General features: G+C 43.3%; 22 protein-coding genes. 11 read left to right on the top strand and 11 right to left on the bottom strand.

Going from position 1 to position 21,065, the window contains the following annotated elements:
• Nucleotides 1-31: 31 nt before the first annotated feature.
• Nucleotides 32-1,903: a replication endonuclease gene (locus L3V35_RS12355; protein WP_237299871.1), complete on the bottom strand. Its 1,872-nt coding sequence runs from the start codon at nt 1,901-1,903 to the stop codon at nt 32-34.
• A 95-nt stretch (nt 1,904-1,998) separates the two neighbouring features.
• Between L3V35_RS12355 and L3V35_RS12350 the strand changes: the two genes are divergently transcribed.
• Nucleotides 1,999-2,520, top strand: coding sequence for a hypothetical protein (locus tag L3V35_RS12350; protein ID WP_237299869.1), 522 nt, complete (start codon nt 1,999-2,001; stop codon nt 2,518-2,520).
• Nucleotides 2,521-2,633: 113 nt separating this feature from the next.
• Here L3V35_RS12350 and L3V35_RS12345 read toward each other — a convergent pair whose 3' ends face one another.
• Genes L3V35_RS12345 through L3V35_RS12325 form a run of 5 tightly spaced genes read right to left on the bottom strand, consistent with a single transcriptional unit; the run spans nt 2,634 to nt 3,831 of the window.
• On the bottom strand, nt 2,634-2,897 hold the full coding sequence (locus L3V35_RS12345; protein ID WP_237299867.1) for a hypothetical protein: 264 nt from the start codon (nt 2,895-2,897) through the stop codon (nt 2,634-2,636).
• 5 nt (nt 2,898-2,902) lie between these two features.
• Nucleotides 2,903-3,151 carry a hypothetical protein gene (locus tag L3V35_RS12340; RefSeq protein ID WP_237299865.1) on the bottom strand — a complete coding sequence of 83 codons (249 nt, stop codon included), beginning with the start codon at nt 3,149-3,151 and terminating at the stop codon, nt 2,903-2,905.
• Nucleotides 3,148-3,417 (bottom strand): hypothetical protein, encoded by a 270-nt coding sequence (locus L3V35_RS12335; RefSeq protein WP_105059052.1) that lies wholly within the window; start codon nt 3,415-3,417, stop codon nt 3,148-3,150. Before L3V35_RS12335 ends, L3V35_RS12340 begins: the two co-directional genes overlap by 4 nt.
• Nucleotides 3,418-3,421: 4 nt before the next feature.
• Nucleotides 3,422-3,619, bottom strand: a complete 198-nt coding sequence (locus L3V35_RS12330; RefSeq protein WP_237299864.1) for a hypothetical protein — start codon at nt 3,617-3,619, stop codon at nt 3,422-3,424.
• Nucleotides 3,616-3,831, bottom strand: a complete 216-nt coding sequence (locus L3V35_RS12325) for a hypothetical protein (protein ID WP_017084672.1) — start codon at nt 3,829-3,831, stop codon at nt 3,616-3,618. The genes L3V35_RS12330 and L3V35_RS12325 overlap by 4 nt, the downstream gene beginning before the upstream one ends.
• A 119-nt stretch (nt 3,832-3,950) precedes the next feature.
• Between L3V35_RS12325 and L3V35_RS12320 the strand changes: the two genes are divergently transcribed.
• The 6 genes from L3V35_RS12320 to L3V35_RS12295 all read left to right on the top strand — a co-directional run bounded on the left by L3V35_RS12320 (nt 3,951) and on the right by L3V35_RS12295 (nt 8,851).
• Nucleotides 3,951-4,247, top strand: coding sequence for a helix-turn-helix transcriptional regulator (locus L3V35_RS12320; RefSeq protein ID WP_237299862.1), 297 nt, complete (start codon nt 3,951-3,953; stop codon nt 4,245-4,247).
• 36 nt (nt 4,248-4,283) lie between these two features.
• Nucleotides 4,284-5,255, top strand: a complete 972-nt coding sequence (locus L3V35_RS12315; protein WP_237299860.1) for a tyrosine-type recombinase/integrase — start codon at nt 4,284-4,286, stop codon at nt 5,253-5,255.
• A gap of 460 nt (nt 5,256-5,715) precedes the next feature.
• Complete coding sequence (locus L3V35_RS12310) at nt 5,716-5,901, top strand: hypothetical protein (RefSeq protein WP_237299858.1); 186 nt, start codon at nt 5,716-5,718, stop codon at nt 5,899-5,901.
• A 104-nt stretch (nt 5,902-6,005) separates the two neighbouring features.
• The gene (locus tag L3V35_RS12305) at nt 6,006-6,776 is read left to right on the top strand and encodes a reverse transcriptase domain-containing protein (RefSeq protein ID WP_237299856.1); all 771 of its coding nucleotides are present in this window, start codon (nt 6,006-6,008) and stop codon (nt 6,774-6,776) included.
• 656 nt (nt 6,777-7,432) lie between these two features.
• Nucleotides 7,433-8,272: a penicillin-insensitive murein endopeptidase gene (gene mepA / locus L3V35_RS12300; protein ID WP_237299854.1), complete on the top strand. Its 840-nt coding sequence runs from the start codon at nt 7,433-7,435 to the stop codon at nt 8,270-8,272.
• 270 nt (nt 8,273-8,542) lie between these two features.
• The gene (locus tag L3V35_RS12295; RefSeq protein WP_054548116.1) at nt 8,543-8,851 is read left to right on the top strand and encodes a hypothetical protein; all 309 of its coding nucleotides are present in this window, start codon (nt 8,543-8,545) and stop codon (nt 8,849-8,851) included.
• A 41-nt stretch (nt 8,852-8,892) separates the two neighbouring features.
• Here the strand turns inward: L3V35_RS12295 and L3V35_RS12290 are convergent, their stop codons facing one another.
• The 3 genes from L3V35_RS12290 to rdgC all read right to left on the bottom strand — a co-directional run bounded on the left by L3V35_RS12290 (nt 8,893) and on the right by rdgC (nt 11,718).
• Nucleotides 8,893-9,147: a YfhL family 4Fe-4S dicluster ferredoxin gene (locus L3V35_RS12290; RefSeq protein WP_004735061.1), complete on the bottom strand. Its 255-nt coding sequence runs from the start codon at nt 9,145-9,147 to the stop codon at nt 8,893-8,895.
• Nucleotides 9,148-9,179: 32 nt separating this feature from the next.
• The gene (gene yegQ, locus L3V35_RS12285; protein WP_017087856.1) at nt 9,180-10,598 is read right to left on the bottom strand and encodes a tRNA 5-hydroxyuridine modification protein YegQ; all 1,419 of its coding nucleotides are present in this window, start codon (nt 10,596-10,598) and stop codon (nt 9,180-9,182) included.
• A 205-nt stretch (nt 10,599-10,803) separates the two neighbouring features.
• On the bottom strand, nt 10,804-11,718 hold the full coding sequence (rdgC, locus tag L3V35_RS12280; RefSeq protein ID WP_009848262.1) for a recombination-associated protein RdgC: 915 nt from the start codon (nt 11,716-11,718) through the stop codon (nt 10,804-10,806).
• 193 nt (nt 11,719-11,911) lie between these two features.
• Here rdgC and phoB point away from each other — a divergent pair, with 193 nt between their 5' ends.
• Genes phoB through L3V35_RS12265 form a run of 3 tightly spaced genes read left to right on the top strand, consistent with a single transcriptional unit; the run spans nt 11,912 to nt 14,907 of the window.
• Nucleotides 11,912-12,601: a phosphate regulon transcriptional regulator PhoB gene (phoB, locus tag L3V35_RS12275; protein WP_004735064.1), complete on the top strand. Its 690-nt coding sequence runs from the start codon at nt 11,912-11,914 to the stop codon at nt 12,599-12,601.
• 33 nt (nt 12,602-12,634) lie between these two features.
• A complete protein-coding gene (gene phoR, locus L3V35_RS12270) occupies nt 12,635-13,933 on the top strand; it encodes a phosphate regulon sensor histidine kinase PhoR (protein WP_237299852.1) in 1,299 nt (432 codons plus the stop codon).
• Nucleotides 13,930-14,907 carry a phosphate ABC transporter substrate-binding protein PstS family protein gene (locus L3V35_RS12265; RefSeq protein ID WP_065206961.1) on the top strand — a complete coding sequence of 326 codons (978 nt, stop codon included), beginning with the start codon at nt 13,930-13,932 and terminating at the stop codon, nt 14,905-14,907. Before phoR ends, L3V35_RS12265 begins: the two co-directional genes overlap by 4 nt.
• A 76-nt stretch (nt 14,908-14,983) precedes the next feature.
• On the opposite strand, the gene ppx is transcribed toward L3V35_RS12265, so the two are convergent.
• Both ppx and ppk1 read right to left on the bottom strand, forming a co-directional pair.
• The gene (gene ppx / locus L3V35_RS12260) at nt 14,984-16,495 is read right to left on the bottom strand and encodes an exopolyphosphatase (protein ID WP_237299850.1); all 1,512 of its coding nucleotides are present in this window, start codon (nt 16,493-16,495) and stop codon (nt 14,984-14,986) included.
• Entirely contained in the window at nt 16,486-18,582 is a 2,097-nt protein-coding gene (gene ppk1, locus L3V35_RS12255) for a polyphosphate kinase 1 (RefSeq protein WP_237299848.1), read from the bottom strand. Before ppk1 ends, ppx begins: the two co-directional genes overlap by 10 nt.
• Nucleotides 18,583-18,782: 200 nt before the next feature.
• Between ppk1 and L3V35_RS12250 the strand changes: the two genes are divergently transcribed.
• On the top strand, nt 18,783-20,999 hold the full coding sequence (locus L3V35_RS12250; protein ID WP_237299846.1) for an ABC transporter permease subunit: 2,217 nt from the start codon (nt 18,783-18,785) through the stop codon (nt 20,997-20,999).
• Nucleotides 21,000-21,065: the final 66 nt, after the last annotated feature.

Genomic DNA, 21,065 nt, shown 5'->3' with positions numbered 1-21,065 from the left:
AAAATTTAAAGCATCGATGAATAAAATCGATTTAGGTCACGCACAGCCGGTTATTTCGCAAGCTGAGGGTGGTGTTTTTGTCTATAGGAATTTTAGACCCCATTCTGAGTGGTTTTAGGAGACATTGAACCCCTTTCACGCTCCATCCGGTCACGTCCATTAAGGCTTTTTCAAGCGGGGAAATCTCCATTTTTGGCGGTGGGTTACACTTATTTTCAGTGCTCCAAGGGACAGCGCTCCGCGCTTTTTTCCACGCGTCCACATCGCACTTCGCCACCACCGAAAAGTGATCGCGGCAGGTCTCGATCACGTGACCTAACCATTCCAACCCGATCACCCGCTTGGTGGTTTCGCCATACTGGTTAATCTGCGTTTCATGGGCGAGGCGCAAATCCCCAATGTGCTGGGTAAAGTCTTTCCAGCGTGATTTATCCGCATGCTCATGCAGGTCGATTAACGCTTCATCAATCGCTACATCGGCTTTGTTCGCGCGTCGGAGTTGTCGCCATAGACCCACCGCTGGGGAGCCCGATTGAGAGAACTGTTTGATGCCCCACGCACTGGCCCAAGCGCGTACAGAAAGAGCCTTACTGGCCGCGTTACCCTCTGGGAGGTGCGCCCCGTTGATGTTCTTGGAGATGTATTTGATGATGTAGCCAGTAGCGCTGCCTTTCTTAGGGTTGCAAGGTTTCGCGTGAAAACGGGCTTTGCGTTTCTTTTTTTTGTAGAGCTCGTCGGCATCTTCACTTCGGGAAATCTTCGCACAAATACGCATGAGTTCGACTTTGTATTCTGCAGGGCAATAGACAAACGCATGCAGGTGAGGTGTCCCGTCTTTGTGGGGCTCGGCCACCCGTAGGCCAAACCAAGGAATGTCTTGTTTGGCGAAGTGGGCACGGGTGAGCCTCCATTGTTCCATCAGGTTTTGATGCGCTTCTTTGACGGTGCAGCCGTTCCACTTAGGCGAATTACGGTGATATTGGGAGGGCAACGTCCAAGTGATGAAGACCCCTTCGAATCCCATATCGATCGCCCGCTCTTCATCCCCGCGACTGCGAACCACCAACTCAATGTATCGATTTTCTGGATTGGCGGTCGTACGAGAGGCCACCTCATCGAGATTGAATTCTTGCAGGGTCTCGTGGTTGATGACCACCATGCTTTTCATGAAGGCTTCGGACTCGCGTAATTGCTGCTTGAAGTTGGAGAGAGTCAGGCGCGACACATTGCAATGTTGGCTGGGTTTTTCCCCGACATTGCCAAGGGTGACTTGAGCGTGTTCAATGTAGCGCTTGCGAAGGCGTTTGAATTTACGTACTAAGTTTTTAGGGTCTATACAACGACGAATCGCGCACTCTAATAAGATCTCAGCGTCACGAACTGTGAGTTTTTTACCGATATCACGCGTGTCGGCACTCGGAGGCTCGATGAAGACCTTGAGCATCAAGTCACGGATTTGTTCAAAGGCATAGTGCAGGGCGTAATAGTAATCGGTTGGGCTTTCAGGAATGCTATCGATAGGCGCTTCGGTGTCAGTGTCGGTCACGGCAATATCATTCATGATATCAACAAAGGCCACGGTGAGTTGAATGGCGAAATTTTTAAGCGCATCATCGCTCATCAAGATGTCATGAGTCAGTTCGAGCGGTTTGGGCTCATGGCTGACGAAACCAAACGGAAATTTTTTGGTAAAGTGGTGGACGACGTTATCCACAAAGCTCACGCGTTCGGTGATGAATAAGGCGAGATTACGGTCGGTTGGATTGCTGCGCTTTTTCCTCAGCCCCAATTTTAGTTCCAGATCTTGACGCATCATCACCGGCAGGTGCGCTGTGAGATTAGAGACATACTGACTTAACGACAGATTGATGTTGGGTTGATGGAATCGTTTGTAGGTACTCATTATGCTACTCTCTGCTCAAAAAATGAACGATAATTTGTGGATAAGTACTTTTTTAATTTATCCTGGAAGGATGGTTTGGTCTTTAAGGATTGATAGTGATTATGAAAGCTAAAGTGTATTTCGATAACGGAACAGTTCCGCATCAAGAACACGCGATAAAGGATTTCGTTAGTAAACAACCAACCTCTCCTAGGCTTGGAGTTATTCGAAAAATTGCCATTCTTCCCGTTGGTGTTATTGACGAGGAAGTTCGACGGTTTAAGCCCTATAGAGTTTTTAAAACTGTTGGAGAAAAGGAATTGATCACTCTTTGTGATTTCCTTGAGGGTATTGACTTTGAGTGTATTAACTTTGGGTCTGGTCCAATTAATGGTTATGACGTTGTATTTTGCGTCCCAGAAGAAGAGTTGACGTACTACGATGAGCAACTCCAGAGTGATTTTTCCAATGCTTTGCGAGATGTTTTTCAATCGAGCAATAAAGCCGACAAAGAAGACGCCATCGATAGACTTAAGGCTGTAAACAAGCAAAGAAATCATGATAATACCTATAATATTGATGGAGTTGAATTTGAGTTCATGAGTTCAGATGACGTTGATAAGAATAATGCTTCTTAAAAATCGCTTTAATTTCTCGATAAACGTCAGGAAATAGTGAGCGGCTTTTTTGAGCTTGGCGGCAGCAGTATTTTGCATACTTGATTTTCGTTTTTACTGTCATACGATTCTCCTTAAGGTTTACCCTTGTTGACCATTCCCCAAGGCTCAATGCAGCCTCGTTCTGTGCAGGTGTAATTCAAGGGTTTAGGTATCGGTTTAACGCGCTTTTTAATGCCGTGCTTTTCTCTTAGCTTCGATATTAAGAAACGCGCTCTCTCGGTTTTTTCTGGGTCAAAGTCTTTGAGCCCTTCCATGTCGGGGCAAGGCTTGTGGATGGGATCGCAGATAGGCAAGTCCACACTGGATACCGACTCTGTGTGATCAACATCCTCCATGACGACTACTTCGGTAAGTCAGGCCAAGGACTGCCTGAATTCATGATGCGATAAACATCCGCTTCATTCTCTTTTTCATCAAGAGAGTCGGCATAGAATCCCCAGTAACGCTTAACCCTTTCCGCTTTACCGTCTAAGCCAGTATCGAGGCATTGAATGAACGCGAAGCCGCGCCCGTGGGTTCGGGCAAAGTGGATCTGGCATTTTGGGTGATTGCTGTCATAGACAAGGTTGTTCTCGGTTTGGATTTTCATTGGGCTAACTCCTTGCTGGGTGCTTCGTTGAACAAGTACATTTTTGTGCAAGCGTCATCAATGGATTGTGCTAAGAGGTGTTCGCCGCTGGTTTCGGCGTAGACGCGAACTTCATGTAAACGCTCAAGAATCGATTCATGAATGAGCTCAGACTGCGCTTGAGTCACCAAGCTCGATGGGGCGCTCTCTTTTAGGCAGTGCATATCTTGGTGATACGCTTCCACCCAAAAACGGTAAAGGTGTTGAGTGACGTCGGCGTGAGTCATGGGCTTATCCTTGTACGACTATGCGCAAATCACCCTCAAGCGGGATGATGGCAAGATTGGTGGCCATGAACGACGCAGGGTGACCGGCTCGGTCTTCCATCTCTGACACGGCACGCGAGAAATTCGAGGAATGCTCATTGGCTGGCACGACTTCCACCGGTAGGCATTTTTGGTTTGAGAAGATTTGAATGAGAGGAGTCATGATTTCTTCCTCAATATCGACAGTTTGAATTGTCCTGCTTCCATACGAGCCGCGAGTTCAACGAGGTCGACATACCGCTTCCCTGCATCGAGTTCTTTTTCCACTTCGGGTAAATCAGCATTATCAAGACGATCGAGTACCTGTCTTTCACTCATTCCGTGAGAACGTGCAAATAAAGGCACAGACATGAATAACGCGGGCAGCATTGGCATGTGATATCCTCGTAGGTTTGATGATTTTCGTGAAATACACGGAAATAGACACTATTCAAAGGGGCGTTGATTAGCGCCCCTTGAAGAAAAGGTACGTTAATTAACGCCTAGGATCAAGTATGGAATTAGGAAAAAAAATCAAAGCAATTCGAATTTCTGAGGGTGTTAGCCAAAAAGAAATGTCTCAAATGATTGATATTCCAATAGGAACATTGAAAAATTACGAACAAGAGAGAAATGCAGTACATATCGAGATTTTGATGAAGATCACAAAAAATGAGCGTTTTAAAAAATACGCTTATTGGCTTACTACAGATGAAGTTCTGCCTGAGTCGGGTCAAATTAGCCCCGACTTTTCTATACTATCAGAGCTCGGCATTGTCGAAAAAATAACCAGCGACAAGAAGCTTGCCTAACGGTTTGCTTGCTTAAATACTACCGATGGGGGAAGAATGATTTTAAAGAAGAATGCGAATTATTATTCAAGTCTGGCCCCTAACCAGGTGTTTGAGAGTGAGCGAAAGGCCATGCAACTTGATAAGCGGTTAGCCTTAAAACTTGAGCGAGAATGTGCGGGTAAGGACTTTCGAACGCTGGATGAATTGATCACGCTTTGGTATCGAATGCACGGTAAGACGCTCCGCGATCACATTCGGCTGAGAAAGAGTCTTTATCGAATATCAGAGCGTTTGAGTAACCCCATTGCGAGTGATTTCACCAGTAAAGATTTTGCGCACTATCGAGAGCAGCGAAGTATTGAAGTGACAACGACCACCATAAACCGAGAGCATGCCTATCTTAGGGCGATGTTTAACGAGTTGGAGAGGTTAGGGGTGATTGAGTTTGATAACCCGCTGATTAAAATTCGTCAGTTCAAAGAGCGTGAAAAAGAGTTGAGGTATTTGGAGCATGATGAGATCGCAAGGCTATTGGAATCTTGTCAAACGTTCAGCAACAGATCTTTACCGTTCATCGTGAAGATTTGCTTGGCCACAGGTGCTCGGTGGGGAGAGGCGGAAAGCCTAAAGCCCTCACAAATCAAAAATAATCAGATCACGTTTTTGAATACCAAATCATCCAAGAATCGTACGGTACCCATTAATCAAACGCTTTATGATGAACTCACCACTCTTGAACCTGTCAGTGAAGAAAAGATGTTTTTGAATAGTTTATCGACTTTTCGAAAGGCGGTTTCAGAGGCAAATATTGATTTACCTAAAGGGCAAATGACTCACGTTTTACGTCATACCTTTGCGAGTCATTATGTGATGAATGGCGGCAATATTGTGAAGTTAAGAGATGTTCTTGGTCATAGTGAGATCACAACGACCATGCGTTATGCACACCTGGCTCCTGAACATTTAGAAGAAACTTTGACGCTAAACCCTTTGTATCAGCATCAAAAAATAACGGAGTTGGTTTGATCCAATGTATTTTAAGTCTGTTTAATAGTTATAGTCGTTCCAGTTTCACTATGGGGGGCCGCGCCAGATTGTCCTCAAAAACGTGAAAGTATTATATGTCGTTGTTCTGTACATCAGGTCTTCAATCTGGTGGAGCTGAGCATAGTTCCTAAGGTTTATTTTTTGCTAGCATACTTTGATCTATATCTAATATCTAAAGCTCAAAATACTGAAAAGAACAATTTTAAAGCATTCAAGCCTCTTATCCCTTGACTGAAACTAATCACATAATATTATAACGATCCCTGGCATTAGGCGGTTCGCCCGCACCTCTTACTACTGTCACTCTGTGATTCGCCTGATGAACGATGCGATACTCTTCGATTCATATCGAAATTATTCGTATCAAATGTTCATCATCTTGGAATAAAGTCACGCGCTTGCGCTGGGCATGTCAGGGGCTGTAAGAGGAGAAGTAATTATGAAAAATAATTATGGCCCTGTTGATAAAAGCACACAACCGAAACAAAGTCGCTTGAAGACAATGTTGAAAGGCTTTGATCTTTGCGTGCGCTGCTATGCGTATGCTGAGAAGTTTGGACTGCTTGCCAAACTAGAGGAAGTGGATGGTGCTGAACTGTTACAAAAGTTTTTAGATTTGTTGTAATAGAACGCCACCATTAGCAAGTACGCAACTAAGTCAGGCAAAACTTAACCAAATCTTAGTTGTGGAAACTATCAACGTGGCTTTTTTTATTGAGTATCGAAAATATGCCACCGACTATTAGCTGGACAAGTAAGTATGAAATGAAACCCGGCAGGTGGGTCTATGTCCAGTCAGACGAAGCAAAAAAACTTGGTCAAAATATAAATAAACATATTCGAAAGCACTGGAAAACTCCTTCATATTTCTATCACCTTCAGTTAGGTGGTCATGTACAGGCTTTAAAAGTACATATCGACAATAAATATTTCTCATCCCTTGATATAACGGATTTTTTTGGCTCAGTTAGTCGAACAAGGGTGACGAGAGAGTTAAAAGTTTTAATTGGATATGAAAATGCAAGAGCTATTGCAAAAGCATCAACGCTTCCACATAGTAATCCAGCCGAACATAGCCACTCGCTCCCCTACGGATTCAGTCAGTCACCTTTACTTGCATCAATTTGTTTAGCTCAAAGTTACTTTGGTTCATGTATCCGAGATTGCCATGAGGCAGAAGGAGTTTCATTAAGTGTATATATGGATGACATTGTAATTTCTTCTAACGATGAACAGATATTATCGCTTTGGCATAAAAAATTAAAAATTGCTGCAGGAAAATCTAAATTTATGCTGAATCCTCTAAAAGAAAACCTTTTATCGACTTCAATAGAAGTTTTCAATATAAATCTAAGTGCACATGAAATGTATGTGAGTGACGAAAGATTTTCGAAGCTACATATGGTCTATTCATTAAGTGAATCAGAACATCAAAAGAGAGGAATTGGTGGCTATGTTTCGACGGTCAACCGAGTGCAAGCAAAAAAGCTAGACCTCTAATTAACCAGAAGACAGTTAGAATAGAGCTCCAAGAAAGAAATATCCCTTTTGGATAGGCTCCAATCGTGACGCGCTTGACAATGATTTTTCATCTGTGGAGATGCCTTTGATCACCTTTAAAGACTGTATTCGTTACACATAAAGCTTCTCTCTCCCCAGTAACGTGAAATGTAGCTAAATAAAATACAGAAATAGACGGAAATACTTGTTTTTTAGTTTTCTATTGATTTTAAGTGTTTGTTTTAAAAGTTGGTTTTGTAGAATTCCAAATCCGCGTGTTGGGAGTTCGAATCTCTCCACCCCTGCCATATTTAAGGCTCTAGCAGAAATGCTAGAGCCTTTTTGCTTTCTGAATCTAACATACGCCATTAGCAGAGCAGCGGACTTTCCTACTTACCAAAACAGCGCGTGTTGGGAGTTCGAACGCCAGCCCTGTCGAACCTCCGGAGTGCCGGCTCAGTTCCCCCTGCCATATTTAAGGCTCTAGACTGCGCGTCTCGGCAGAAATGCTCGAGCCTCTTTGTTTTCTATTATTTGGATATTAACCATCTCTCCAAATAAAAACCTCTCTTTATCTTCAAAATATCATCCTCGATATGCACCTATTTCCTAATGACGACTAGTATGAAAATAGAGATCATTTATTTGGAATTGTTATGAGGTTATTTTGTACATCAGCTCTTATCTTTTGTTCGTTTTACGTATCGGCAACCCCATGGGAAAAAGAAAAGAGCCCGACAAGAAATTCAACCTCATCTATCGGTAGTTACGCTAATGGCTGTCTAGACGGTGCGCAGGCTTTGCCAATTGACGGTCAAGGTTACCAAGTAATTCGTCTTCAGAGAGAGCGCTACTATGGACATACAGAGGCCATTCAGTTTATTGAAAGGCTAGGTGTGACCGCGAGCGAACAGCTCAACACTAATTTATTGGTTGGTGATATTTCTCTACCTCGAGGAGGGCGCTTTTCGTCTGGTCATTCAAGTCACCAGACTGGCTTGGATATTGATATATGGTTAAGGCTCACTGATAAGAGGCTGTCCGAAAATGAACTCGCTGTTCCTAAGCCAATCAGCGTTGTCGATCTTACCAACTACAAATTGCGCAAATCGAATTGGACTGATGATCACTTCCAAGTCATTCGCTATGCCGCCAAAGATGAAAAAGTGGTGCGTATTTTTGTCCATCCAGTGATTAAACAAGCTCTTTGTGAACAAGAAGATCCTGATGCCAATGATAGAACCTGGTTAGGCAAAATCAGACCTTGGTGGGGGCATCATTCCCATTTTCATGTTCGCTTAAAATGCCCTAAAGGCAGTTATAACTGTATCGCTCAAGCAAACCCGCCAAAAGGTGATGGTTGTGGCGATGAACTTGCAAGTTGGGCTCCGCAGACCATTCCAGTTCCTCCACCTAAAAAAGTGGCTAAAACTAAGAAAAAAAAGAAAGTTAAAGTGATGCCGAGTCAGTGTTTGGCCTTGATATCGAATAGGTAATGTATTTATCGAGGTGTTTTACAGTGGTAATGCCACTGGTTTTCGTGATTCTAAAACTGGAGAAATGTCACACTTTTGTCTAGAGTTTATAAACACGTAATTAAGAACATCGTTTGATATTAAAAAAACAACAACGACAACAGTAGGAACAATGGCGAATTTGATAACGTTTGGTCAGGGATGGAGAGTTTTGGGGTGAAAGATACGGCTTATGTGCAGTTGTGAAATCAGAGTCTGATACCCGTCGATAGATAATTCAAGGATAAGACTATGACTATGATTTGTGCAAAGGAATTTTCAGAATGGTTACGACATAGGTTCAGTACGGAAAACTCAGGTATTTCTATCTCAAGAGATGATATTAATCAACTGACCGGTAGACAACGATTAGACCCTAGTTTCGTCAATGATGTGCACTATGAATTAATGCAGTATGGAATGGCATTTGTAACAGACACCAGTAGGGAAAATTTTTATCTTGTTCCTATAGCGCAAGCGATAAATTGGCGAGAGCGACTCGAATATCAATTTGAAAAAGAGCTCTTCTGCAATATTTATCCAATTGGTAAATCGGGATAAAAAAAAGGTTCAACTTATGGTTAAGTTGAACCTTTTCTTTTTTAGGTCAAGCCTTGAATGATAACAAACTTCTCTAGTAGCTCGTCGTCAGTTTCAATATGGTTTGGGTCAGTGATTATGCACTTTGTAATAGGGCACACTGACTGACATGTTGGCTTCTCATAGTGACCTTTACACTCAGTACATAAATCAGGATCGATTTCGAAGATACTGTCACCCATCGTGATTGCGCCATTTGGGCATTCTGGGTCACACATATCGCAGTTTATGCACTTGTCAGTTATTAACAGAGCCATTGCTTTCTTCTCAGTAGAGTTTCTAGGTAAAGTTATTTACCTGAAGCGTTACGTGTATCTTGGCCTGCGCTCAAGTTACGCATTAACAAACCAAATTCTAGGTCAAGGTCAGCCGGTACTGGAATAAATACAAAGTGACCGTTACCTTTTGCGTCATCTACTGGCTGAGATTTACGGTTCTCCATAACTTCTAACTTGAAAACGATGTTACCTTTTGGTGTCATCATTTCTAAGCTATCGCCAACTAGGAACTTGTTCTTCACTTCGACTTCCGCTAAGTCACCACGGCGGTTGCCAGTGAATTCACCTACGAATTGTTGAGTATCTGAGATTGAGTAACCGTATTCGTAGTTTTGGTATGTGTCGTGAGTGTGGCGACGCAAGAAACCTTCAGTGTAGCCACGGTGAGCTAGGCTCTCTAGCGTACCCATAAGGCTTTCATCAAATGGTTTGCCAGCTACAGCATCATCGATAGCTTTACGGTAAACCTGTGCTGTACGTGCACAGTAGTAGAAAGACTTAGTGCGGCCTTCAATCTTTAATGAGTGAACACCCATCTTAGTTAAGCGCTCTACGTGTTGGATTGCGCGAAGATCTTTTGAGTTCATGATGTAAGTACCATGCTCATCTTCAAACGCTGCCATTTTCTCTTCAGGTTTGTGTGACTCAGAAAGCAACACGACTTCATCAGTTGGCTTGCCAAGGCCTAGAGTGTTATCTGGACGTTCGTCTTGAACTTCAATACCCTGAGTTTCTACTTCTTGAATCGCAACACCTGTTGGGTTTGCTTCAACGATCTGACCGTTTTCGTCTTCTTTCGCAGCTTCGGTTTTGTATTCCCAACGACAAGCGTTAGTACAAGTACCTTGGTTTGGATCGCGTTTGTTCATGTAACCAGAAAGTAGGCAACGACCAGAGTAAGCCATGCATAGAGCACCGTGAACAAAGATTTCTAGCTCTGTTTCTGGGCAGTGTTCGCGAATCTCTTCGATCTCTTCAAGAGATAGCTCACGAGATAGGATCACACGCTCAACGCCTTGAGTTGACCAGAACTTAACGGTCGCCCAGTTTACTGCGTTTGCTTGAACTGAAAGGTGGATCGGCATTTCAGGGAATGATTCACGTACCATCATGATAAGACCTGGGTCTGACATGATAAGTGCGTCTGGGCCCATCTCAACAACTGGTTTAAGGTCGCGAATAAATGTTTTTAATTTAGAGTTGTGTGGCTGAATGTTACATACAACATATAACTTTTTGCCTTGAGCATGAGCTTCATCGATACCGATTTGTAGGTTTTCGTGATTGAACTCGTTGTTACGAACACGAAGGCTGTAACGTGGCTGGCCTGCGTATACTGCATCTGCGCCATAGGCGAATGCGTAACGCATGTTTTTAAGGCTTCCTGCCGGTGATAATAGTTCAGGTACAAATGGTTTCTGTGTAGTCATTGCTTCGTTCTCTAATCTGATCTCAAGTCAGGTTGATACCACCAAGTGATATCAAAGGGGCGCAAATTTTACGCTAAAATGAGTTTGGTTGATAGCCCTAAAGATAACAATGGTATTAAGAAGCGAGTTGATAGGTATTGATAAGCGGGAGTGGGAAAGAAATAAGCTCAGATATCGTCGATACCTGAGCTTCAAATAGGAACAATTAAGCGTTAGGTTGAGTTAACCCGCCTAATGATTCAAATAGGTTTGGTAGGAAAACACTGAACTCACCACAAAGTAGAGAGAAGTCTGCATCAAAACGTGCAGCTTGATCTTCACGAGGAATATCGTCGTTCTCATCTTTTAGTTCATCACTGAATTTCAGGCGCTTGATGCTGCCATCTTCAGCAAGAATGAACTCAATGCGATCTTGCCAGTTGATCAGAAGCTTAGTCACAACTTTGTTGGCTTCAATGTGGTTCTTAATCTCATCAGCTTCTAGTTCTTGTTTCTTAACTCGAACAATACCGCCGTCTTCTTGGATTGATTTAAGCTCAGCTTCATCAAGCATAGTGATACCTTTAGGCGTATCACCTGACTTAACCCATTCAGTTAACGTTGTTTCAATCGCTTGCTCTGGAATAGCGGGCACTACTGGCAAGCTACCCATTGTTTTACGTAGTAATGCTAGTACGTCTTCTGCTTTTTTGTAGCTACTAGCATCAACAACAATAAAGCCTTCTTTCGGCATGATCAGTGCGTAAGTGAAGTTACTGCGGCTGAAAGCACGAGGAAGAAGATCGATGATGATGTCTTCTTTTAGGCTGTCTTTCTCTTTCTTTTTCAGAGGAGTACCAGACTCCGCTTCAAGCGTTTCTACTTTTGCATTCAATGAATCTTTGATCACAGAAGCTGGAAGCATTTTCTCTTCTTTCTTTGCACAGATGAGAATGCGGTTTTCTGATACGTGCGTCATCATATCGCCGTGTCTACCCATCGCATTTACCCAACCAAACTTCTGTTTGTCTTGGCTACCACAAGGGGTAAAACGGAACTCTTCAAGTTGTTTCTCTAGCTGATCTGCGTTGAAGTCTATATCACGATTAAAGCGATAGACGAGGCAATTCTTAAACCACATAAATATTTCTCATACCTTTATCTGAAGACGCTCATCATAGGAGATTTCGATCCATTTGTCTTATACCTGCAATAAAAATTAAAAGTGAAATGTTTGAGACAGTTATATGAAAATTTGTTTTCAAAGGTCACAAAAGTGTCATAATTAAACCAGATAATGCAATGCGTTGATTAAATACTAAGGCTATTCAATTATGTCGAGAAGGATTCTGGTCGTTGAAGATGAAGCACCTATTCGTGAGATGTTGTGTTTTGTACTTGAGCAAAAAGGCTACCAAGCAGTAGAGGCTGAAGATTACGATACAGCGGTAAACAAGCTATGTGAACCTTTCCCAGATCTAGTATTACTAGATTGGATGCTACCTGGTGGTAGCGGGATAAACTTTATCAAGCACATGAAGCGTGAAGAGTTAACTCGCAATATCCCAGTGGTGATGCTGACGGCTCGTGGTGAAGAAGAGGATAAGGTTCGCGGTTTAGAAGTTGGTGCTGACGACTACATTACCAAACCATTTTCGCCAAAAGAGTTGGTCGCTCGTCTGAAAGCGGTGATTCGCCGTGTAACGCCTACTGCACTAGAAGATGTTATTGATGTACAAGGTCTTAAGCTAGACCCTGTATCTCACCGCGTTACCGCAAGCGAAGGTCCAGTTGATATGGGACCAACCGAGTTCAAAATGCTGCATTTCTTTATGACTCACCAAGAGCGAGTATACAGCCGAGAGCAACTGCTAAATAACGTTTGGGGTACTAACGTTTACGTTGAAGATCGTACGGTTGATGTCCATATTCGACGTTTACGCAAAGCACTTGAATCTGCTGGTCATGACAAATTAATTCAAACGGTTCGCGGCGCAGGCTACCGTTTTTCTACAAAGGCTTAATGTGGCTTCACTGCCCAGTTTATGGAGTCCTGAATGGTTGAGAAGTTAACCTGGAAGAAGCTAGCTTGGGAGCTGGCTTTTTTTTACGCACCTTGGATTATAGTCGGATGGATATTCGGTTATTTGCCTTGGTTATTGCTGGCTGCAACAGTATTACAGTTAGCATGGCATCTACACTATCAAATGCGTTTGTCTGCTTGGTTGTGGGATGAAAAGCGGTTAACACCCCCTTCAGGTTCTGGAAACTGGGAGTCTCTGTTTAACGGTATCTATCGTATGCAGCAGAGACAGCGTCGTAAGCGCAAAGAATTGACCAACCTTATCCGCCGTTTCCGAAACGGTGCTGAATCCCTTCCCGATGCCGTTGTGGTGTTTCGCGGTGAAGGCAATATTGTTTGGTGTAACAAGCTTGCTCAGTATTTACTGGGTTTTCGCTGGCCAGACGATTCAGGTCAACCGATCTCTAACTTGATCCGCACGCCGGACTTCATCAAGTACCTTAATAAACAAGATTTCTCAGAGCCGTTAGAGATGCCTTCGCCACTTAATGTGGAGCGCATGCTTGAGCTTCGTATCGTACCGTATACCGAGGGCGAACACCTCATGGTAGTACGTGATGTTACTCAGCTAAAACAGCTAGAAGGCATGCGTCGTAACTTTTTCGCTAACGTTTCTCACGAGCTACGCACTCCAATGACCGTACTTCAGGGGTATCTTGAAATGACGGAAGATCCAGACATGGTCGTTGGGCCTATGTGGCCTAAGGCTCATGGTGTGATGACCGAGCAGTTGAATCGCATGAACAGCCTAGTGAATCAGCTTTTAACACTTTCAAAAATAGAAGCTGCACCGATGCATGAGCTCGATGAAGTGGTTAACGTTCCGGCGATGTTGGAAGTTCTTGAAAAAGAAGCAGCTAGTCTCAGTGGAGAGCGAGAACACAAGCTGGAATTTGATATTGATAAGAGCTTACGCGTATTAGCTGATGAAGATCAGTTAAGAAGTGCGATATCGAATCTAGTGTACAATGCAGTGAAATACACGCCGCCTGGTGCGACCGTAAAGGTTCGTTGGTATCAAACCAGTCAAGGTGCGTGTTTGGATGTGTCAGACACTGGAGACGGTATCGAACCACAACACTTGCATCGACTTACAGAGCGTTTCTATCGTGTTGATAAAGCACGCTCACGCGATACTGGCGGTAGTGGTCTTGGACTCGCGATTGTGAAACATGCGCTTAGTCACCATGATTCACATTTAGAAATTCAAAGTGAAGTTGGCGTTGGTAGCCGATTCCATTTCACACTACCTAATCGATTGACAGTATCATGAGTTGTTTGATACGCAGTATGCGTTTGCCAGTCTGCTCATTATTAGCGTTTACTTTGGCCAACCCTGTTCATGCCGAACAAGGTGTCGATTCTCTTCCTAATTATTCTAAGGTTCCGGGCATTTCTGGCAGCTTGTTGTCTGTCGGTTCGGATACTTTAGCGGGAATGACTACGTTATGGGTTGAAGAGTTTAAGTCTTACTACCCGAACGTGAATGCTCAAGTTCAGGCTTCTGGATCATCCACTGCACCTCCTGCATTAACGGAAGGTACTGCTCACCTTGGGCCTATGAGTCGTCCAATGCGCCTACGAGAAGTGGAAGCGTTCGAAAGGGAGCATGGCTATAAGCCGACGGCGCTTCGAGTTGCTATCGACGCGATTGGTCTTTTTGTACATCGTGATAATCCTATCGAGGGGCTTAATTTTCGCGAAATTGACAGCATATTTTCAGAGACATTGCGCTGTGGCGCGACTAAGCCGCTAAATAATTGGCAAGATTTAGGTATCAGCCAGCCATGGGCAAAACATAGATTCCAACTGTTCGGTCGTAATTCCGTTTCGGGAACCTACGGCTACTTCAAACAAAATGCATTATGTAGTGGCGACTTCAAAAACCGAGTCAATGAACAGCCAGGATCTGCGTCGGTTGTACAGTCGGTCGCTTCATCAATCAGCGGGATAGGGTACTCAGGTATTGGTTATCGAGTGGCCGGTGTTAAGTTAATTCCTATCGCAGAGTATGGTTCTGATTATGTAGAGCCGACTCGAACGAATATCTTGAGCGGTGATTACCCTCTATCTCGCTTTCTTTATGTGTATGTGAATAAGCACCCAGATAAACCCCTTTCTCCTGTTGAAAGAGAGTTCCTCACTTTTGTGTTCTCAAAGCAAGGGCAAGAACTGGTAGAGAAAGATGGCTATTTAGCGATACCGTCAGAGTTTGCTGAGCAAGAGTTGGCAAAAATCGGACTCTGATTTAGGTACTATGGACGTAGAAACTTAACGTATGAACAGCTTGCTAGCCGCAGGCTGTTTTTATTTTGTCGGCGCATCATTCAAGCTTCAACGACCATCCAACATCTTGCCAGCGTCGTTGTTCTTCTTTGAGTTCATAATCAAGCAGTTGATTTTCAGCTAACCAGTCTATGGTATCTCCTTCTAAACACCAATTTTCATCTTGCTCAATGGTTAATTTTACATTCGGTATTGGCGATTGGCTTCGCTGTCGATTGAGCAAGATTGCTATCCTCAGTATTTGAATTAACAACGCTACCTGCCCTGTATTGAATAGCGTGAGATCCGGTAAGTAACTAAGCTTAATCGCTTTTCTTTGATAGCGAACTAATGTTGAGATCAGACGCTGCTGCTCAGTATTGAAACCGGGCATAGTCGTATGTTTAAGCAGATAAGCTGAATGACGGTGATAACCTTGGAATGCTATACTTTGTCCAACTTCATGAAGCAATGCAGCCCATCCAATTAGATCATAAAGTTCATTATTTACCGCAGTACTCACCTGAGGTTGCGCTTGTTTCAGTAATGAAAGGGCGAGTGCTTTGACTTTCTGGCCATGAACTATGTCAACATGGTATCGAGAGACAAGCGTTTCGGCGGTTCTTGTTCGAACATCAATATCTTTAAACCGATCTTCCATGTCATAAAGAACCCCTTCTCTTAAGGCACTATCGGAGAAATGCAATTCATTGATGTTGAGCATATCCATAACTGCTGAAAGAATGGTGACGCCAGCGGCAAACACCGGCTTTCTTTCATCACTTAAACCTGAAAGGTCTAACCCCTTAGATGATGGAAATTCACATAAGTGGTTCCTCAAATAGGATAGGCGTTGCGGCGTAATGAGACCATCGGTGAACCCTAAGCCAATGAGTACCTCTTTTATTGATTTAGCCGTCCCTGATGAGCCAAAGGCAACTTCCCAAGAGATTTGTTTGTATTCTTCAATTAATGGCATCAACAGGCGAGTAGCAGAGACATAAGCATCGGAGAAGTGCTGTGATGTCAGCCCTCCATCGGCAAAGAAGCGCTGAGTAAAACTGACGCATCCCATCGGTAAGCTACGCATTATTTGGGGTGTAAAGCCTTGCCCTGCTACGATTTCGGTACTCCCGCCACCGATATCAATAACTAATTTGGATTCGGAAGCGGCTTGAGTGTGCTCTACGCCGTTATAGATAATTCGAGCTTCTTCTTGACCTGAGATGATCTCTATTGGAAAAGGAAACAATGGTTTAGCTTGCTCTAAGAAGTCTTTGGTATTTTTAGCCTTTCTTAGGGTATGAGTCGCGACGACTCTGACATCATCAAGTTCAAAATCCGCTAGTCGTTCTGCGAATACCTTGAGGCACTCCAATCCCCGTTCGATAGCGCTTTCGGATAAGAAGTTACGCTCATCCAACCCATCGCCTAACCTCACTTTCTGTTTATGTCTGCTGACTAATTGCAGGTGTTGTTCGAATACTCGGGCAACCACCATATGAAAGCTGTTCGAACCTAAATCGATAGCGGCAATACATCGAGAATGTTTGTTATCAATTAGCGGCATGACTTCTTCTCTTGTTTGTACTTCTTGCGAGCAAGTTTCTCCATACGTTTAATATAGTGGTAAGTGGAGAGTTGTGACGTCGGGTAATCAAGTGGGTTTGCTGGTGGTTGTATGTAAGGGTTGCTCATCGATTGCTCTAGCACTCGGGCTTTGTTGCTGTCATCGAAATGAAACTCGGTGATATCGATAACGGTTTGCTTGATCTTTGGATCTAAAATTGGGGCTGCAACTTCGATACGATGATCAAAGTTTCGTGTCATCCAGTCTGCAGAGGAGATATAGACTTTTGGATTTCCAGCGTTACCAAAGATCATCACTCTTGGGTGTTCGAGAAAACGATCGACCACACTAACAATCTCAATCTGCTCACTGATGTTGGGGACTCCTGGTACGAGAGAGCACATACCACGAATGACCATTCTCACTTTTACATTGGCTTGGCTGGCCTGATAGAGCTTCTCAATGATCTCTCGGTCGACCAAATTGTTGAGTTTGAGAGTGATGCTTGCAGGCTTGTTCTCTATCGCGTTTTGTATTTCATTATCTATCAATTGATACAGACGTTTTCTTGTATTCTTTGGTGACACAATCAGTTGTTTGAACTGTGATTCTTGATAAGGGTTTTCAATATACTTAAAGGCTTGTCTCACCTCTTGGGTCAAATCTTCATTCGCAGTGAGCAGAGAAAAATCGGTATACACGCGCGCTGTTACTTCATGAAAGTTACCGGTGCCAATATGAGCGTAATGCGCCGTATGCTTGCCTTCTTTCCGTTTAATGAGCAGCAGCTTAGAGTGAATTTTCAAACTTGGGATACCATGGATGACTTTTATACCGGCTTCTTGCAGTTTCTTTGTCCACTGAATATTGGCTTGTTCATCAAAGCGGGCTTGCAGCTCAACGACGACAGTTACTTTTTTACCATTGTGTGCCGCATCGATGATCGAGCTAAGGAGTTTTGAGCCTTCTGCAACACGGTAAACGTTTATTTTTATGGAGGTTACCTTCGGGTCAAAGGAAGCCTGCCTCACGAGTTCAGTAATGTGATTAAAGGTGTGATAAGGGTAATGCAACAAGATATCACGAGCTTTGATCGCTTCGAAATAGTTTGGGTAGTGACTGAAATGCGCGCACTTAATCACGGGTAGTGGACGATTAACTAAATCACGTCGATTAAGGCTTGGGAACTCAGAGAAATGTTTGAAGTTATGATAGCGTCCTCCCGCAATGACACTGTCATAGTCAGACAGCTTAAGTCTGACTTGTAAGAAGTGGAGCATTTCAGCAGGCATTTCTGACTCATAGATAAGGCGTATCGGTAGTGCCGTCAAGCGCTGTTCTAAACCCAACGACATAGATTCTAGTAGACTATTTTCATTGCTCTCTTGAAGGTCATAATCGGCATCACGCGTCATTTTTATAGCAAAGCAACGCACGGAGTCATACTCAAAGAATCCTTTAAGCAAGTCATCTAAACAAAATCGAACTATATTATCTAATAAGATCAAAGTCGTACGCTGTGAACCCGAAGTGTCTGGTAACTTAACAAATCGAGGGAGAGCTTCAGATGGGATTTCGAGTAACACGTATTGAGAAGATGTCTCTCGCTCAATGTCGATGGCTAAGTAACTTTGCTCGTCTTTCATAATATTGAGCAACTGGCGATCTTCGTTCAAGAGAAACGGAGTTAAATGTGGAAGCACTTTTTTCTTAAAGTACTTTTTGATCCACTCACTTTGCTCTTCGCTGATTTGCTGTTCGTTGACCAGAAAAATACGATTGCGCGCCAGTTCCAATAGTAAGTCGCTATACAGTTCATGGAATTGAGCATCGAGCTTACTTGCTTTGCTCTGCATTTGAGTTAGTAGGGTTTTCTGCGAGTTGGCTGGTAATTGAGGATCTTGAAGTAAGATCTTTCGTTTCACATCAGCAAATCGGACTTTGTAAAACTCATCGAGGTTTTTCGAGTAAATACCTAAAAAACGAACTCTTTCGATTAAGGGTACTGATTTGTCGGCTGCTTCTTGGAGCACTCTTTCATTGAAGGATAACCAGCTAAGTTCTTTTGTGACATAGTCTTTTTCCATCGAGATGATAATCCTTGAGTGCTGGCTATAGAGCTGATTACTTTAATTTAGAATGACAAAATTCACAAAATTTATGATCTTACTTGAAGAAATATGGTCAACAAACTTGTTATTAGTTTCAGTTGTTTAACGTAACTTGTAATATAATTGTCATCTAACGTACATATTATGTCAGTAGCTAAAAAAAGGTAGATAAACAGATGGCTTCAGCCCAATTTTCATTGAAAGAGCGCGACAAAAAAAGATGGTTGAAAGATCGTCTCGTCCGTTTTTCGGTGACATGTGGTGCAGTCAGTGTTCTAGCTGCTCTGGTGCTGATCTTTGTTTACTTGGCGATGGTCATTTTACCGGTATTTTCTGATACTGGTTTAGAGACTGACCAAGTCGTGAAGACCGTTGCTGTAGAAAAGCCTATCGCCTTATCCGTAGATGAATACGGTCAGCATGCGTTTACTATCGAAAAATCCGGTTTGGTTCAGTTTTGGGATTTAGAGTCTCAAAATACACATTCTTACTTTGAGCGTAGTGTTTTAGCTAACCCCATCGCTTTTTCTCGAAATACCCCATCTGAAAATTGGTTTGCCTTTGCCGATAGCGTAAGCAACCTTACCTTTTTCTACCCTGAGTATAGTGCGCCCGTGCTGCAAAAGGGTAGTGAAGCCGATCCTAAAATTGAGCAAATCGATCTCCCTGAACCATTTTTAAATGATGAATCATCAAACGGAGCAACAATCGAAAAATTCGCGTTCTCTAAGAATGGACGTGGTATCACGGTTGCCGCTCAGTTAAGCGATCAACGAGTTTTGGTTAAGTGGTACCAGAGTGATCTTACTGGTCAGTATGTTTTTCAAAAGAGACAATGGTTGTCGGATAAGTTGGGTTTACAGCAACAGTTGTTAGTCACACCTGATGGTCAAACCTTATATCTCCGAGCACAATCGGATTTAGTGATATTAAAGCTATCAGATAGCGGCTTCAATGTTCGTGAAGTGATTGATCTTAGCTTGAATGATGCAAAGCACTCGGTGAAAAGTATCGATTTACTGTCTGGAGCTTATTCACTGTTGGTTACGCATGAGGACGGACAGGTTTCTCAGTGGTTTGATGTACTCAAAGATGAAAAGCGTAGCCTGACCCATATTCGAGACTTCCAACTTGCTGAACAAGTGCAATTTATTCTGCCCGATACTTATAGAAAAGGTTTTTATAGTTTCTATAAGAACGGCACATTACAAAGCCACTATACGACCAGTGAAAAGCTGTCGCTGTTCGAGCGCGCATTTGATAAGTCACCACAATTAGCGGCTATGTCTGCCAACGAACTGCATCTGGCTACGTTGATTGATGGCACCATCAGTGTGGCTAAGGTCGATAACGAATATCCGCAAATATCATTCTCATCGCTTTGGCAAAAAGTCTGGTACGAAAGCTACCCAGAGCCGCAATACGTTTGGCAATCAACGTCGGCGAACGATGACTTTGAAGAAAAATTCAGTTTAGTCCCTATCACGTTTGGTACCATCAAGGCCGCTCTGTTTGCGATGATGTTTGCCGTGCCAGTTGCTGTGCTCGGAGCCATTTACACCGCATACTTTATGTCTCCAAGAATGCGAAGAGTCGTGAAGCCGTCGATAGAACTGATGGAAGCTCTTCCGACCGTTATCATAGGGTTCTTGGCTGGGCTTTGGTTTGCTCCAATTGTCGAAACGCATCTAACGGCAGTCTTCTCATTAATGGTGTTGTTACCACTGAGCACATTGTTGACTGGACTTGTTTGGTACTGTTTGCCGAAGATGGTGACGAGCCGCTTCGCTAATGGTTGGCACGCCTTGATATTGATTCCGGTATTGATGATTACCGTGGTCGCTGTATTTGCTGGTGGACACAGCATTGAAGCCTTGTTGTTTGACGGTGATATTCGTACCTTCTTAGCTAGCTATGGCATCGACTTTGATCAACGTAATGCGCTGGTGGTTGGTTTCGCTATGGGCTTCGCTGTCATCCCTACCATTTTCACGATTGCAGAAGACGCTATTTTCTCTGTGCCAAAACATTTATCCGATGGCTCACTGGCTTTGGGAGCGACGGCGTGGCAGACACTTATCTATGTGGTGCTATTAACGGCTAGCCCAGGTATTTTTTCAGCAGTTATGATGGGACTTGGGAGAGCGGTTGGCGAAACCATGATCGTTTTGATGGCTACAGGTAACACCCCAATTCTTGACTGGAATATTTTGGAAGGGATGAGAACGTTATCGGCAACGATTGCTGTTGAATTACCAGAATCTGAGGTGGGCGGTTCTCATTTCCGCTTGCTGTTCTTGGCTGCACTCTTGCTGTTTATCTTTACATTCGCGGTGAACTCAGTTGCTGAGTGGGTTAGACAAAGACTGAGAGATAAATATCGTGCGCTGTAGTTTTAAAGGTTCACCTCAATCTCTATCAATGGCTGTTAGCTGTTTGATTAGCGTATCTCACGAAGT

This window comes from Vibrio sp. L5-1, from assembly GCF_021728315.1.
Classification (GTDB): Bacteria; Pseudomonadota; Gammaproteobacteria; order Enterobacterales; family Vibrionaceae; genus Vibrio; species Vibrio splendidus_K.
The sequence above is the reverse complement of the archived record's forward strand: the minus strand, read 5'-3'. Positions and strand labels throughout refer to the sequence as shown.